The following is a 14051-nucleotide window of genomic DNA, read 5'->3' on the forward strand; positions in this document are numbered from 1 at the left end:
AAACCGCGTATCCCGCATACATTCACGGAGTGACCCGGCGCGAGCTCGAGTTCGGCTGCAGCATCATCGTCGTCGGGTTGCTGGCGGGCCTGGCGGGTATGGCGACGACGGTTCTCCTGCACTTCGTAGAACACCTCACCTACGCCTATTCGTTCGGCTCGTTGCTCGAAGGTGTCACCGGCAGCAGCCCGGTGCGCCGCGCGGTCGGGCCGATGATCGGCGGGGCGCTGGCCGGGTTCGGCTGGTGGATTCTGCGTCGGCACTACGCCGTTCCCGGGCTTGCCTCGACCATCGCCGAACACCGGCCCATCCCGCGGGTTTCACTGACGCTCGACGCGGCGCTGCAGGTCCTCGTGGTGGGTTCCGGCGCATCTCTTGGCCGCGAGGGTGCACCCCGCCAGGTGGCCGCGGTACTCGGCGATGCCGGAACGTCACGGTGGGCGCTGACACCCAATGACCGCGAGATCCTGCTCGCCTGCGCCGCGGGGGCCGGGCTCGGAGCGGTCTACAGCGTGCCGATCGGCGGCGCCTTGTTCGCGATCCGGATCATGCTGCACACGTGGCATCCGCGGGCCGTCGGCGCCGCGTTGATCACCTCAGCCCTCGCGGTGGCGGTCGCCTCGCCGGTGACACATGTTCGGGCTCCGCTGGATTGGCCGGACCCGAGCCTGTCTTACCTGTTGACCGGTTTCGCTTTGGTCCTGGCGCCACTGGCCCTGGTGGTTGGCATGGCCTTCGACCGGATCATGGCGCTGGCCCGGCCGGCGGCACCGGTCACGTCGTGGCTGATCATCCCGGGCATTGCCGCGGCGGGCCTGCTCGTCGGTCTCGGTTCGGTGTGGTGGCCGGAGCTTCCGGGCAATGGGAAGAGCATTCTGACCGTCAGCCTCGACAGCGGGATGACGCTGGGATCCGCGGCGGTGATCCTGCTCCTGAAGCCCTTGCTCACCGCGGTCTTTCTGCGCGCCGGCGCGGTGGGCGGCATGCTGACGCCCGCGTTGGCGACCGGCGCCGCGCTCGGTTCACTCGTGGCGCTGGCGATCAACACGCTGGGTCTTCACCCCGTCAGCGTCGCTGCCGTGTCCTTGACCTGTGCTGCCGGCGTGCTTGCGGTGACACAGCGTGCGCCGATCTGGGCGGCGCTGTTCGTGTGGGAGTTGGCGCGGCCTCCGCTGTGGGTGTTGCTGCCCTTCCTGGCCGCTGCGCTGGCCGCGTACGGACTGCACGCGCTGCGCGAGCGGCGCACCGAAGCGCCGGACGAGTGACCCGACGGCGGGCAAACCCGGCAACGAAATCCGTCGTTTTTGAAACTGACCGAGCCTGCCACTTCGTTGCCAACGCAAAGACTGGGACGGATACCGAGACTGACGGTCTCACTAGTGTCGGGTGCCGCATTCGAGGGGTGCTTGTTTTACAGATCACACCGTGATGTCCACTGTGTGCGCGCTAACTCTCCGGCCGGCGCCACGCCGACATTACCGCTGGGTAACCTAACCGCACTTATCGCCGAGGGCTTCGCTGGCAATTGAATGACCAGCCCTGCCATATGTTTGCTACGTCAGGCTTAGCACCGGCCCAAATATCGCTACTTTCGGTATCGCAACCACGTACCACGACCACGGTAAATCCGTACTACCAGCAATATCCCAGATACCCGAAGTTCATTTGCGGAGCCGCCAGAAGGGTCAGTCGGCCTGAAAAATTGCTTAGAAAATTTGCAGACAACGCAACTTACTTTGGGGTAACTTCTGCGCCGACCTTAGTTACGCTCCCGTAAGGAGATTCAATGCAACTCGCTGCTCGGTCGTACATGGCCGCGGGGGTGGCACTCGTCGGTGCCAGTGCCATCGCAGTCAGCCCGATGGCTCCGCCCGTCCCAGAAGCGCACATGCCCGTAGCTCTGACGGCTGCCATCGAGAACCCAGTGACCGTCTTCGAGCCGGCGATCGCCGCAACGCAGACGTTGTTCAGCAACTTCATCGAACGCCAGACCACCAATCCGCTGCCGGTCCTGCGGCAGCTCGCCACCAATGTGGCCACGGGCGTCCAGGTGTTCGCAAACACAGATCCCGTCCTGGTTGTAGCGCTGGCACTGACGCACGGAGTCATCACCGCCCAGGAGATCGGGCCCAACCTGGCCGCGCTCGGGGAGAGCACCTCCTCCGCGATGAACGCGCTCGTCGAGAACCTCGGTGTACTCGCCGCCGGACTGCCGGATGCGCTGCAGGCCGCGGGTGCCCTGATTGCCGCCGGCGATCCCAACGGTGCCATCAACGCGATCATGGGCCCGGGTGTGCAGCCGATCATCAACATCATGCTCGAAACCGTGAACCCCCAGATCAACGCTGTCGGTCACGTGCTCGGCGTTCCTCAGCCGATTATCGACGCTGCGACGGAGTCCACCCTGGGCGTCTTGATCGCCGTGGCCTCGGCAACGGTGGGTATCGGATTCGACCTCCCCGGTTACCCCCTGCCCCTGGTGAAGCAGGTCATCGCCGGCACCCAGAGCGTGCTGGCCGCTGCCGCTTCCGGCGATCCGGGCACCTTCGTGAATGCCGTGCAGCACAGCGTTGCCGACTTCGTAGCCGATGTCGCGTACCAGGTCGATCAGACGATCAGCATGGGCAACTACATCGCGGATTCGTTCACCAACGCCCTCAAGCAGATCACCCCCAAGCCGGTCCCCTTCCCGGATATCGAGCTCCCCAAGGCTCTGGCCGCACCGGCCCACGCCATCGCGGCCACCACGGCAGTCACTACAGCGCTCGAGCCGGCGGCCACGCCGGTTGAGAAGACCGAGTCTGCTCCGGCCACCGAGGCGGACAACGCTTCTGGCGCCGGGACAGATACTTCGGCCGCACCGACCACCGGCGCCACGGAGACCGACGCCAAGGCCGATACCGGTGCAACCGCGACCGACAGCGACGACGCCACCAAGGCGACCACCGAGCTGTCGGCCAAGGAATCACCCAAGGCTGCAAAGGGATCGGAAAAGGCCGGCTCCGTCAAGGCGGTCCGCTCCCAGGTCAAGTCCGCCGTCAAGAAGCTGACCGACGGCCTGAAGAAGGACAAGACCGCCCCCAAGAAGAGCGCCGAGAAGAAGGCCGAGTCATCCAGCGACTCCACCAAGGGCTCCGACAAGTAACCCACAGCACCACCGGCAGGCCCCCTCCATCAACACCATGGAGGGGGCCTCCGGCTTCTATGGAAGTTCTCAGCCTCCACTCAGGCCCCCGCCCCGGCAACTACGTGAACCACTCCGGTGACGCAAGGTGGCGACCTCCGACACTTGATTGCCATTACACCGACACAGCAACTTCCGGTCAGCCCGCCCCCAACGAGGGCCGCCGGGTCTGGCCCACAACCGTTCAACCGGCCAAACGGCGCCGACGCGCAGCATCCGCGGATGCTGTCGACGCAAAATCCCGACGCCACCGCGTCACCGCGATTGACGCGTGTTTCCACCCGGAAGCGCATATCGAGCGAACAGTCGGTGTTCGGAGCCAGTCCCATTCGATCGGCGACTCCCTCCGTCGCATCCGACCACCGAATGATCTTGAAGCACACCTAACTACCGCACGTCACCAGCTAGTTCACCTTGCTCATGACCTGATTAGCCACTCGCGCGGCATTGAATGCAACTTTTCAAAAATGCAAATTTGTAAAGTTACTCTCAGGTAGCTTCAGCCTCGTCGGGGATCGGATCGATCTAGAGGAGAAGCAATGCAAGCCGCAGCCCATCCGTATCTCGCCGCTGGCGTCGCGCTCGTCGGAGCCAGTGCCATCGCGATAAGTCCGGTCGCTCCGCCGATGCCGGACATCACGATTCCGGCGGTGTCATCGGCCGAGGTGAGCCTGTCGGCAGCAACCGATCCGATTCAGGCCTACGCGGACCTGTTCGCGAACACCATCGCCAACGTGTCGACCCTGATCGGCAACGAAGTGACCGATCCCGCGCCTGTCCTGCTGCAGGTGATCACGAATCAGCTCAGCACCGCGGGTTCGCTCTTCATCGCCTTGGAGGGCTCCGCCACCGCGCTGGGCAATGCGCTGGACCCGTCGAATCCGTGGAGCATCCCGTCCTTGCTGCAGGCCTCTCTCACCGATCTCCTCGCGGGCAACATCAACAGTGCGGTGGCCAACCTCTGGAGCGCATTCCTCACCCCCGTCGCCGGCGCCGCCCTTCCGCTGCTCGAGCCTGCCATCAACGCCATCAGGCAGCCGGTGCAGAACCTGGCCAACGTGCTGAGCAACCCGGCGATCGTGGCATTGCCCGCCCTCGGCCTGATCAACGTCGCCTACCGGACGATCACCGTGGCGGGAACCGTCGGCCAGGAGATCGTTGATTCTGCCAGGGCGGGCGATCCGCTCGGTGTCGTCAACGCGATGCTCAGCAGTCCAGCCGTCATCGCCGATGCGTTCCTCAACGGCGACGAGCTCGGCGGCGGCGTGTTCGGTCCCAGTCTCGGCCTGCTGTCGACCCTTCGGCAGGCCCGCGACATGATCGCTGCCGCCATCACTCCCCCGCCCGTGGAGACCGCACGCTCGGCTGCGGACGCGACCCTGGCGTCTGCGGCGAAGGTCGTGACGGTGGATGTCAGCCCGAAGGCCGCCGCTGTCTCGCCGGCACCGGCCGCCGTTTCGGTTGCGCCGGCATCGGCTGCCGAATCCACTTCTGCTGCAGATGCTTCAGCTGCCGCGGACACATCGGCCGCCGTCACCACCCCGGTGGTGAAGGACAGCCTCAAGGCCGAGCCCGGAAAAGCCCTGTCCACCAAGCGCTCCCCTGCCGCCAAACAGGTCCGCGACGGCATTCAGGGATCGGTCAAGAACGTGACCGACGGACTGAAGAAGGCCGCCGAGGGGCTCAGCGGCAAGAGCGCGAAGGCAGGCAAGCACGCCGCCGGCAAGTCCGGCGGTGCGTCAGCATCGTCAGGTTCGAGCGCAGGATCGAGCGACGCGGACTGATTCACCACCACCCAGTGGGCCTTCTCGCGCGAGAGGCCCACTGGGCGCTTTCTAGCGCCCCTTCGTCCAGCTGCCCGCGTCGCCGACGATGCCGACCGGCACGGCGCCGGTCAGGCTGACGTTCTCGACGCTCGGTCCGGCTGCCACGATCGTCGTGTCCTGCAGGATCGGAAGAACCGTCGACATGCTCCACAGCCGAGGCTCGACGGCCTGGATCACCTCGGCGATGTTCTGCGAACCATCCAGCGCCCCATCGATTTTCGGTTGGATGCTGTGGTCACAGATACCGGTGATATTGCTTGGCGCCTGCACCAGGGCACCCGAGTCAGGAGCTGGGATCGGCTGTGTCGACGTCGGTGTCGTGGCCGGAGCCGGCGAGGCGCTGGTGGTCGGCTTCGTCGACGGCGTCGGAGCGACGCCGGGAACAGCCGTCGAGACGGCCGTGGCTTCCAATGCGCGGCAGCCATAGCGTGAGGCGAGGCTGGTTGCCAGGTCTCCCCCGGCCTGATGCCAGCCGACGACGGCGTCGACCCGGTTGTTGGTCAACGCATCACCGTAGAGCGCAACAGGATCCAGTGCCAGCACCGAGGCATCGATGCCGACGTTGCGGAGTTGATCGGCGGCGGTATTGGCCACGGCGACCGAGGTCGGATCGTTGGACGCCACACCCAGCACCAACGACAACGGAGCGCCGTCCTTGGTGATGTGCTGCCTACCGTTGTCGGGCGCCGGCGGCTCGCCGGGCGCGGGCGGCTCGGCCACAGGCTCGATCTGGTAGCCCGCGCCGCGCAACAGATCCAGCGCGGCCTCCCGCGACATCGCCGGAGGCGCTGTCGGTACGTAACCGGGATCCGATGGAGAGCGCACCTGTGCCTGCGCCAGCGTCACGGTGTTGTCGTCACCCGCACCCACCGACGCCAGCAGGTCGACGTCGATCAAGCCAAGGATCGCCTTGCGCACCTGGGCTTGCTCCAAGGTCGGCTGCCCACCGCGCAGGGTCAACTGCATCACTCGCGGGGTCACGATTCTGGCAGTGCGGACATCCGGGATCGCGCTCAGCTGCGCGAAAGTGGCCGCGCCACCGTGTACCTGGGCGACCTGGGTGTCGCCGTTGCGGATGGAGTCAGCGAGCGCGGCCGGTGCGCCACCCCGCCGGAACAGCACCAGATCGGGCTTGGCCGGCACGCTCCAGTACCGGTCGTTGCGGGCCAGCAGGATCTCGTCACGTTGCGGGTCAATGCTTTCCACCCGGAACTGACCTCCGGTGACCGGCATCGCGCGGGCCAGACCGGCGCCGAAGCCACCGGGAATGTCCTTGACGATGTGGGCCGGGAGGATGTCGTTGAACAGCTCCCGCCACGCCGGATAAGGCTGGGAGAAGGTCACCACAGCCTGCTTGCCCCCCTCGACGGATTGCACACCCGTGATCAGGTCATAGCCAGCAGGGTCGACAACGCCTGGCTGGCTGACCATTTGGCGCCACAGGTACCAGTAGTCGTCGGCAGCGATCGGCGCGTTGTCGGTCCACTGCGCCTCCGGACGGATCTTGTAGGTGACCGTGAAGGGGTTCTCACTGGTCACCTCGGCCGATTCGAGCAGGGTCGGATCGAGTTCCCAACGCGATCCGGTCGGCGACTTCGGGTCGGGCACCGGCCGGAACGAACTGGGCAGCACCATCGACGCGACCGCCGCGTTCACCGGGGACTGGTCCGACAGCAGATGCGGGTTGAACCCCGGGCCGATCGAGTCGATGGCCATGATGATCTGCGTCGCCTTCATCGGGGGCGGCGGCGTCGTCTCGGTGGTCTCGGTGCTCTGCGGGGCAGGCGGCGGACTCACCGTACAGCCGCTGAACAGTAGCGCCGGCACCGAAACGAGCGCCCCGATCGTCAGACGGGCGCGGCGGAGGGGTGTCGGCACGCTACTCAGAGTATCGAGCCTCCCGCGCCGCCACCGCCGCGCACCGGAACTGCGAGACGCACGGCCATGGAGCTACTCCAGCCGCTTGGATCGATCCAAGTATTTCAAGGCGCAACAAACAGGCGTCAACCAGTTATTTCAGTTTTGAACTGCGCATATGACGGCTGCCCACTGGGCCGCCGACAGCGAACTGAGCGTTGTTCGCGTTTTTGCATCTATCTCAGTTGATTCTCAGATACCGTCTGCCGTCAGCCGGAGTGACCGGCATCACACATCGGGAAGGGGACCGCGTTGTCACAAGCATTGCGGCCCTACGTAACGGCGGAATCGCGATCGCAGGAGCCGGCGTCATCGCCATCACCCCGCTGTACATGCGACGTATTCGACCGCGTCGGCGTCGAGCTGTCAGGCCGCGAGAATCGCAAGGAACCGACCAAACGAAGCAGTGACCTACTCCTGCGCGTCATCTACTGCAGCGTGTGCGACCGGCCCGGTTATCGACCCAAGGGAGGCGCAGGACGTAAACCTCGGGATCGCTATTCCTCCGCCCAATACTCCTCCGCCCAATACAAGGACCAGTGCTCGAATCGGACAATCTCGCTCGAATGGGCAGAGTCCGAAGTTGAGCGTCGCATCCTCGCGAACATGGGTCCGCTCGAACGCCGGCAACGTGTGCGGTTCTCCGGAAAGGACCACACCGACGAGCTGGCCGAAGTGAACGAACTACTCGCTGACCTCACCGACCAACTAGGTACGGGAATGTTCAAGCGCGGCACCCCGCAGCGCGCGAAGCTCGATCACAGGACAGCCGCACTGAGCGAGCGTCAGGCCGAATTATCATCGACGCCCAGCGAGCCCGCAGGATGGCGGTACGAGCCCACCGGCGAGATATTCGCCGACTGGTGGGAGGCGCAGGACACCGAGGCCCGCAACGTCTGGCTCCGACAAATTAACTTTCGCGTCGTGTGGAAATCCCACACCGAGGGCAGCAGGACAACGGTCGATGAGTTCCGACTCGATGACAACCTGGCTATGGACCTCGACGCCGACCAGCTGTTCGGCCCGGTGCGGCACATCGTGAACGCACTGTCGGACCCTGACGCGACAGCCGCGTACAACGCACTCCCACCCGACGACGCCGACTCCTGATCGAGCCAAACACGCTGTAGCGCAAAAGATCCTACTTTGGACTCGCTCGCGCGAAGTCTTACGATCTTTTTCACTAGCTGGACTAATGAAAAGACCGCTCCGATGACCACACCCGCACCCGCCCTGAGCACCAAGGATGTCGCCGACAAGGTCGGCACTGACCCGAAGACGCTGCGCATATTCCTGCGCGCCTCCGACGACTACGAAGCTGTTGGCTCAGGTTCGCGCTACTCGTTCACCGCCAAGGACGTACCCACGCTCAAGACCCGGTTCAACAAGTGGCAAGCCGAGCGCGAAGCCGCAAAGAACGCGAAGGCCGACGAGAAGGCCAAGCTCACCGTCGTTGAAAACTGACCACACCGGTCCGTCCGCCTCACGCCTTCGGGCGTGAGGCTTGCCGGTGGGCTATCCATGCAGCGTCCGGCCAGAAGCCCCGATGACTGTTACATCCATCACTTGTTTCAAAAGTCGTTCACAAACCGAGTTGGCGGTCTGAGAATCATCAGAACCTACCATTTTTAGGCTGTGCATCCAATTGTTCCGCGCTCTGCGGATAGTCGCAATTTCGTTGTACGTTTCTAGATCCAAATATCCCTGAAATGACAGCATTTCTGACATCACTGCTGCGGTGAACGTACGCCCATCATTCAGTCTCTTGCTCCGCTTACCGTCGATGAATTCGACACTATCGCGAGTTCTATTCTCGCTTTGCATCCGCTGCCATAACCGGTTAATAAGACGTTCGATAATCGTCCAGTAACTAATAAGACTCAAGCTATGATTGTGATCTTGATATGCTTTGGCGGCCCGGAGGAAAAGGTCCACAATCACGACGCCTTCGTCGTCATCGTTCTCGATTAACCGCGACAAATCGTCGACTGCAGCCTGTAGGCAATCTAGTGCCACTGCAGGGCTCTGAACCCTGTGACTGAGCCTACTGTCAAAGTCTGCAGGAGGGCCAATCATGTAGGTACCGGGGTACCTCGACATCACGAGGTGGCTGACGCGGGGATTGCCGAACCCGGCGCCCGATGTTCCGTCAAGATTGTCCATTGCTATGGTCATGTCGGGAGTGACCACCATGCGTTCGACGCCTCGTTGTTCCACAGTAATTAGGCGTGTGTAGAAGAAGGCCAAGAAGGCATTCATCACATTAGTTCGCGCTACAACGCTTTCCGCCAATGCATCAAAGTCGTCATGATCCGCGGGTTCGGCGCCAAGGCTAGATTTGACAACTTCAGAAAAGTCGAATCCAAACTGTCCGTCGATCGTGGCGTTCATCTCTATGCCCTGCGCTACCTGTGAACGAAACGCTACGAGGGCGAAACGGTCGAATAAAGCAAGGCGTCGAGCTTCGTCAAATGGAACTTCGTGGATAAACAAAGGCGGGTCGAGGTAGAACCCCGTCACTGTTCTAGCCATAGCTCACCTATTGCCCATCTCCGCTTCTACTGTCTTGAGGTCAACAGCGAAGTGCTTGCGCGCGAGGTTCAAATGCTCCTCGCGGTTGCGTAAAATGGCATTCCATTTCGCACTGAATGTGGAGACGTCAGGCCGTCGTCCCATCATCTCCACGTTCATAACTTTTTTCAGCTCGTTCTCCATCAGATCGCGGATACCCGCATTGATTTCTTTCATTGGCTCGTCCATCGGTGTGTTCTTCACCAAGGCGAGCGCCACGAAAAGCGGTGGCTCAACAAGCTCTCCCCACTTGGTGAAGAAGCTCATGGCTCGTTCGCCGATGTCGTACGCAATCGCCTCGCCAGGGTGATCAGGTGGCACGTTGTCTTGCCTGGGCAGGTTCCCATCAAACCTCACCGGCAGGTTCTCTAGGTAATCGGTGAACGACAAAAAGGGAAAGACCATTTGAGCTAGACCTGTCCACACGTCGCCGACGGCCTTCAGGCATTCCCGTCGCCTGGCGACCTCGTGGTCAACAGCTCTCGCATGTTGCCCTCGAAGCGACTCGCGAAGTGCGACGACTACGGCACCGAGGGTGAGGGCACCAACAAGCCAGTCGGCGAACGGACCCCATTGCTGAGCGCCCCAACGCTGCCCGAATCCGACGCCCAGCCAGAAGATCAGGACGATGGCGGCGACAATGCCTAACACGATGACTTTCCAATGTCGCGTGGAATCGTCCCTGTCGCCTTCAGGCGGGACAGGTGCAGGCGGCGGCGTTGACACAATCGTCAGTGAATCACGGAGGTAGGACACTCCCTGCTTAGCGACACGTGCGGCGTCTACGCATACGCGCGTGACACATCCACGCGGGGGCGATGCGTGTGGATGCGCACAGGCGCATACAGCGCGGGTGATGCGGAGGTGATGCGGTGTCCCCCATCGCATCGCTGGCCGCATCAGTTGAAGCCTTCATGTCACAGCTCGACCGGGTTCAAGAAATCGAAGATGACCTCGTTCATCTTGGAGTCAGTGAAGCTGACGCCGTTCGACTTCGGCCACGCGCGTGCCCTGCTCACCCTGTCCAAGTCGCGCACGTGATTCTCATTCGCCTCCAACAGCTTCCGCGGTGCTTTCGCTTCTTGTCCATTGATTCTCGTGCACCCGCGATCACGTCCTCGGTGACCACGAGTTCAGAAGCCCGCATCGAGAACTCATGTCGGATGTACGGCAACGGTGCGCCGTGGCGAGTGACCCACAGACGCGGCACCAACGCACCGGACCTGTTCTTGTCCGGTGTCATCTCGATCTTGCTGATTCCCGTATTCGTGTTGCGGGTGTTCCAGTTCCCCCGACGGCCAAGGCGCCGACGACGAGCCGGATCTCCGGCATCACAGCCGAAATCGCAACGGACACGGCAACACCCGCCGATACCGATCAGGCCGCAACGCCGAAATCGGGGCAAAGCCGGAGGCGAAGCCCACACTCGTCCACAACAGCGCGAAGGCTGTAACGGGACGGATTGGACCTGCCGGCAAGCGCGGCAGTGAGGCACCCAAACTGGCGAAGTCGATCAGCAACCGGATTACGGCCACACTCGACAAGATCGGTGCAGACGTCAAGAAGGCCCTCGCCAAACCTGACAAGCACGCGTCGGGCGAGAGCGGATAACTCCGCATCCACTCTGCGGCATGGGCACCGAGGCGACGAGCAAGAACGCGAAACTAGCCGCGCGCCTTGGCCCGCGCCTTCGCCCGTGCGCGCAGCGAGGCCGTCAGCTCCACCTTGCGCACGCGGACGACCTCGGGGGTCACCTCGACGCACTCATCCTCGGCACAGAACTCCATGGCCTGCTCGAGACCCAGGTCCAGCGGCCGCGCGAGCGTCTCCATGACGTCGGCGGTCGAGGACCGCATGTTCGTCAGCTTCTTCTCGCGGGTGATGTTGATGTCGAGATCCTCGGCACGCGGGTTGATGCCCACGACCTGGCCCTCGTAGGTGTCCTCGCCCGGCTCGACGAAGAATTGGCCGCGGTCGGACAGCTGGATCATCGCGAACGGGGTGATGGAGCCGGACCGGTCCGAAACCAGCGAGCCGGTGTGGCGGGCCCGGATCTCGCCGGCCCACGGCCGGTAGCCCTCGAACACCGCATTGGCGATGCCGGTGCCGCGGGTCTCGGTGAGAAAGTCGGTGCGGAAGCCGATCAGCCCGCGGCTGGGCACCACGAAGTCCATCCGCACCCACCCGGCGGCATGGTTGGTCATCTGTTCCATCCGGCCCTTGCGGTTGGCCATCAGCTGGGTGATGGACCCGACGAACTCCTCAGGGCAGTCGATTGTCAGCTCTTCGAACGGCTCGTGCAGCTTGCCGTCGATGTTCTTGGTGACCACCTGCGGCTTGCCGACGGTCAGTTCGAAGCCCTCGCGGCGCATCTGCTCGACCAGGATGGCCAGCGCCAGCTCACCGCGGCCCTGCACCTCCCAGGCGTCGGGGCGGCCGATGTCGACCACCCGGATCGACACGTTGCCGATCAACTCCGAGTCGAGCCGGTTCTTGACCATCCGGGCGGTCAGCTTGTGCCCGGACACCCGACCGGCCAGCGGTGAGGTGTTGGTGCCGATGGTGACCGAGATGGCGGGCTCGTCGACCGTGATGCGCGGGAGGGCGTGCGCGTGCTCGGGGTCGGCCAGGGTATCGCCGATCATGATCTCGGGGATGCCCGCGACAGCGACGATGTCGCCTGCGACGGCCTCCTCGGTGGGGGTGCGGTCGACGCCCTCGGTGGCCAGCAGCTCGGTGATCTTGGCGTTGGTGATCACCGGAGCCCCGTCGACCTCACGCATCCAGGCGACCTGCTGGCCCTTCTTGAGCCGGCCGTTGTAGATGCGGATCAGCGCGAGGCGGCCCAGGAAGGCCGACGCGTCCAGGTTGGTGACGAGCGCCTGCAGCGGCGCCTCCGGGTCACCCGAGGGTGCCGGGATGTGCTCCATCAGCACGTCGAACAGCGGATCCAGGTTCTCGCCGTCAGGGTTCTCGCCGTTGGGGGGCTGCGTGGTGGAGGCGATACCGGCACGTCCCGACGCGTACAGCGTCGGCAGGTCCAGCGCCTTCTCGGCAGCAGCCTGCGCCTCGTCGTCCAGATCGGAGGCGACGTCGAGCAGCAGGTCGTGGCTTTCCTCGACCACTTCGGCGATACGTGCGTCGGGCCGGTCGGTCTTGTTGACGACCAGGATCACGGGAAGGTGCGCGGCCAGGGCCTTGCGCAGCACGAACCGGGTCTGCGGCAGCGGGCCTTCCGAAGCGTCCACCAGCAGAACGACGCCGTCGACCATGGACAGGCCACGCTCCACCTCGCCACCGAAATCGGCGTGACCAGGGGTGTCGATGACGTTGATCACCGTCATGGTGCCGTCGGCGTGGTGCCGGTGCACCGCGGTGTTCTTGGCCAGGATGGTGATGCCCTTTTCCTTCTCAAGGTCACCGGAGTCCATCAAGCGCTCGACCGCGTCGTCGCCGCGGTGCGTCAAGGCACCGGACTGCCGCAGCATCGCGTCGACTAGGGTCGTCTTGCCGTGGTCGACGTGGGCGACGATGGCGACATTGCGAAAGCTCGGGCGTGAATCCACACCGACATTCTCGCAGGCACGCCGGTCGATCACGAAAACGAGAGAGCCCCGTCACGTTGAAGTCCGCAAAGATCGCCGGCCTGAAGCCCAAGAAAAAGTGCTGCAAGAGCAAGCCTAGGTGCAAACGATGCCCCCTGGTGCTGCACAAGGTCCGCAAGGCCGAACTCAACGGATTACGCGGTAAAGAACTGGACAAGGTCTTCAAACGGGCCAGGAAAACCTAAGGTTCGCGAGTACCGTTTTAGGTATCCGTCACGTTGCGATGGGCGTGCTTGGAGGTGCCGGGATGACGGTTTATGAAGCGCTCACAGTCGCTTTGATCATGGTGCTCGCGCTGGGAACCACAGTCGCGATCTACGTGGGCATGGCCAACTGGATCGGCGCCTGCTACATGGTCCGCTGCAGCGAATGCCACCACCTCACCTTCGCGTCGGCGAACCAGCCGCAGGCCTCCTGCGCGCATTGCCGCCACCCGATGCTGCTGCACCCGCTGTACGCGACCCAGCACCCGGGCCACGCCGTGCGGGTCGTCGACGACCGGCTGCGGTACTAGCCCTCGCCGCTACCCGTGTAGTGCGGCATCGCGTGGTCCCGGAGCTCGCGCCCGGTGACCTTCTCGGCCCGTATCCGCACGAAGTGGTCGCGCCGCCCCTCCGCCCACGGCTGCACGAACGTCCCCGCGACCTCCACCTGCTCGTCCACGTCGGTGATCGGCTCGGCGTGCCCGACGATGGTCACGCTCCAACCCGTCCGTAGATCGGCGTCGAGCTCGTCGGCCTGGAACGCCACCACCTGATGGTCGATGGCGGCGGTCAGCTTGGGCCCACCGGCCACCCGGATCACCACGTCGTCGTGCCACACCCGGAAGTTGACCGGCTGTACGGCCGGCAACGCATCCTCGGTGAACACCAATCGTCCGACGCGTACCCGCTCCAACAGATCCAGGCACTGCCTGCGGGTGAGAACGCCGAGCTCTTGTCCCTTCAT

General features: G+C 63.8%; 11 protein-coding genes. 6 read left to right on the forward strand and 5 right to left on the reverse strand.

Going from position 1 to position 14051, the window contains the following annotated elements; translation table 11 throughout:
• Nucleotides 1-29: 29 nt before the first annotated feature.
• The 3 genes from EH231_RS13315 to EH231_RS13325 all read left to right on the forward strand — a co-directional run bounded on the left by EH231_RS13315 (nucleotide 30) and on the right by EH231_RS13325 (nucleotide 4968).
• Nucleotides 30-1265: a chloride channel protein gene (locus EH231_RS13315; protein ID WP_090428147.1), complete on the forward strand. Its 1236-nt coding sequence runs from the start codon at nucleotides 30-32 to the stop codon at nucleotides 1263-1265.
• A gap of 521 nt (nucleotides 1266-1786) precedes the next feature.
• Complete coding sequence (locus EH231_RS13320) at nucleotides 1787-3145, forward strand: hypothetical protein (RefSeq protein WP_124712545.1); 1359 nt, start codon at nucleotides 1787-1789, stop codon at nucleotides 3143-3145.
• A 578-nt stretch (nucleotides 3146-3723) separates the two neighbouring features.
• On the forward strand, nucleotides 3724-4968 hold the full coding sequence (locus EH231_RS13325) for a hypothetical protein (RefSeq protein ID WP_090428141.1): 1245 nt from the start codon (nucleotides 3724-3726) through the stop codon (nucleotides 4966-4968).
• 51 nt (nucleotides 4969-5019) lie between these two features.
• Here EH231_RS13325 and EH231_RS13330 read toward each other — a convergent pair whose 3' ends face one another.
• Complete coding sequence (locus tag EH231_RS13330; protein WP_124712546.1) at nucleotides 5020-6888, reverse strand: ABC transporter family substrate-binding protein; 1869 nt, start codon at nucleotides 6886-6888, stop codon at nucleotides 5020-5022.
• Nucleotides 6889-7533: 645 nt separating this feature from the next.
• On the opposite strand from EH231_RS13330, the gene EH231_RS13335 reads away from it, so the two are divergent.
• Together EH231_RS13335 and EH231_RS13340 are read left to right on the forward strand one after the other, a co-directional pair.
• Complete coding sequence (locus EH231_RS13335) at nucleotides 7534-8037, forward strand: hypothetical protein (RefSeq protein ID WP_124712547.1); 504 nt, start codon at nucleotides 7534-7536, stop codon at nucleotides 8035-8037.
• A gap of 102 nt (nucleotides 8038-8139) precedes the next feature.
• A complete protein-coding gene (locus tag EH231_RS13340; protein WP_124712548.1) occupies nucleotides 8140-8391 on the forward strand; it encodes a hypothetical protein in 252 nt (83 codons plus the stop codon).
• Nucleotides 8392-8442: 51 nt separating this feature from the next.
• Here EH231_RS13340 and EH231_RS13345 read toward each other — a convergent pair whose 3' ends face one another.
• From EH231_RS13345 to typA, 3 genes are all read right to left on the reverse strand, one after another.
• A complete protein-coding gene (locus tag EH231_RS13345; protein ID WP_124712549.1) occupies nucleotides 8443-9459 on the reverse strand; it encodes a hypothetical protein in 1017 nt (338 codons plus the stop codon).
• A 3-nt stretch (nucleotides 9460-9462) separates the two neighbouring features.
• Nucleotides 9463-10224: a hypothetical protein gene (locus EH231_RS13350; protein ID WP_124712550.1), complete on the reverse strand. Its 762-nt coding sequence runs from the start codon at nucleotides 10222-10224 to the stop codon at nucleotides 9463-9465.
• Nucleotides 10225-11162: 938 nt separating this feature from the next.
• On the reverse strand, nucleotides 11163-13064 hold the full coding sequence (gene typA / locus EH231_RS13355; protein WP_090428977.1) for a translational GTPase TypA: 1902 nt from the start codon (nucleotides 13062-13064) through the stop codon (nucleotides 11163-11165).
• A gap of 286 nt (nucleotides 13065-13350) precedes the next feature.
• On the opposite strand from typA, the gene EH231_RS13365 reads away from it, so the two are divergent.
• Nucleotides 13351-13617, forward strand: a complete 267-nt coding sequence (locus tag EH231_RS13365; protein WP_044519838.1) for a hypothetical protein — start codon at nucleotides 13351-13353, stop codon at nucleotides 13615-13617.
• On the opposite strand, the gene EH231_RS13370 is transcribed toward EH231_RS13365, so the two are convergent.
• Nucleotides 13614-14051, reverse strand: coding sequence for a pyridoxamine 5'-phosphate oxidase family protein (locus tag EH231_RS13370; RefSeq protein ID WP_090428128.1), 438 nt, complete (start codon nucleotides 14049-14051; stop codon nucleotides 13614-13616). The genes EH231_RS13365 and EH231_RS13370 overlap by 4 nt on opposite strands.

This window comes from Mycolicibacterium nivoides (assembly GCF_003855255.1).
GTDB lineage: Bacteria > Actinomycetota > Actinomycetes > Mycobacteriales > Mycobacteriaceae > Mycobacterium > Mycobacterium nivoides.

Bases quoted from the DNA above. Each gene is read 5' to 3' on its own strand.
- EH231_RS13365 (WP_044519838.1), top strand. From the start codon at position 13,351: ATGACGGTTTATGAAGCGCTCACAGTCGCTTTGATCATGGTGCTCGCG.
- EH231_RS13340 (WP_124712548.1), top strand. From the start codon at position 8,140: ATGACCACACCCGCACCCGCCCTGAGCACCAAGGATGTCGCCGACAAG.
- EH231_RS13345 (WP_124712549.1), bottom strand. From the start codon at position 9,459: ATGGCTAGAACAGTGACGGGGTTCTACCTCGACCCGCCTTTGTTTATC.
- EH231_RS13370 (WP_090428128.1), bottom strand. From the start codon at position 14,051: ATGAAGGGACAAGAGCTCGGCGTTCTCACCCGCAGGCAGTGCCTGGAT.
- EH231_RS13325 (WP_090428141.1), top strand. From the start codon at position 3,724: ATGCAAGCCGCAGCCCATCCGTATCTCGCCGCTGGCGTCGCGCTCGTC.
- EH231_RS13335 (WP_124712547.1), top strand. From the start codon at position 7,534: ATGGGTCCGCTCGAACGCCGGCAACGTGTGCGGTTCTCCGGAAAGGAC.
- EH231_RS13320 (WP_124712545.1), top strand. From the start codon at position 1,787: ATGCAACTCGCTGCTCGGTCGTACATGGCCGCGGGGGTGGCACTCGTC.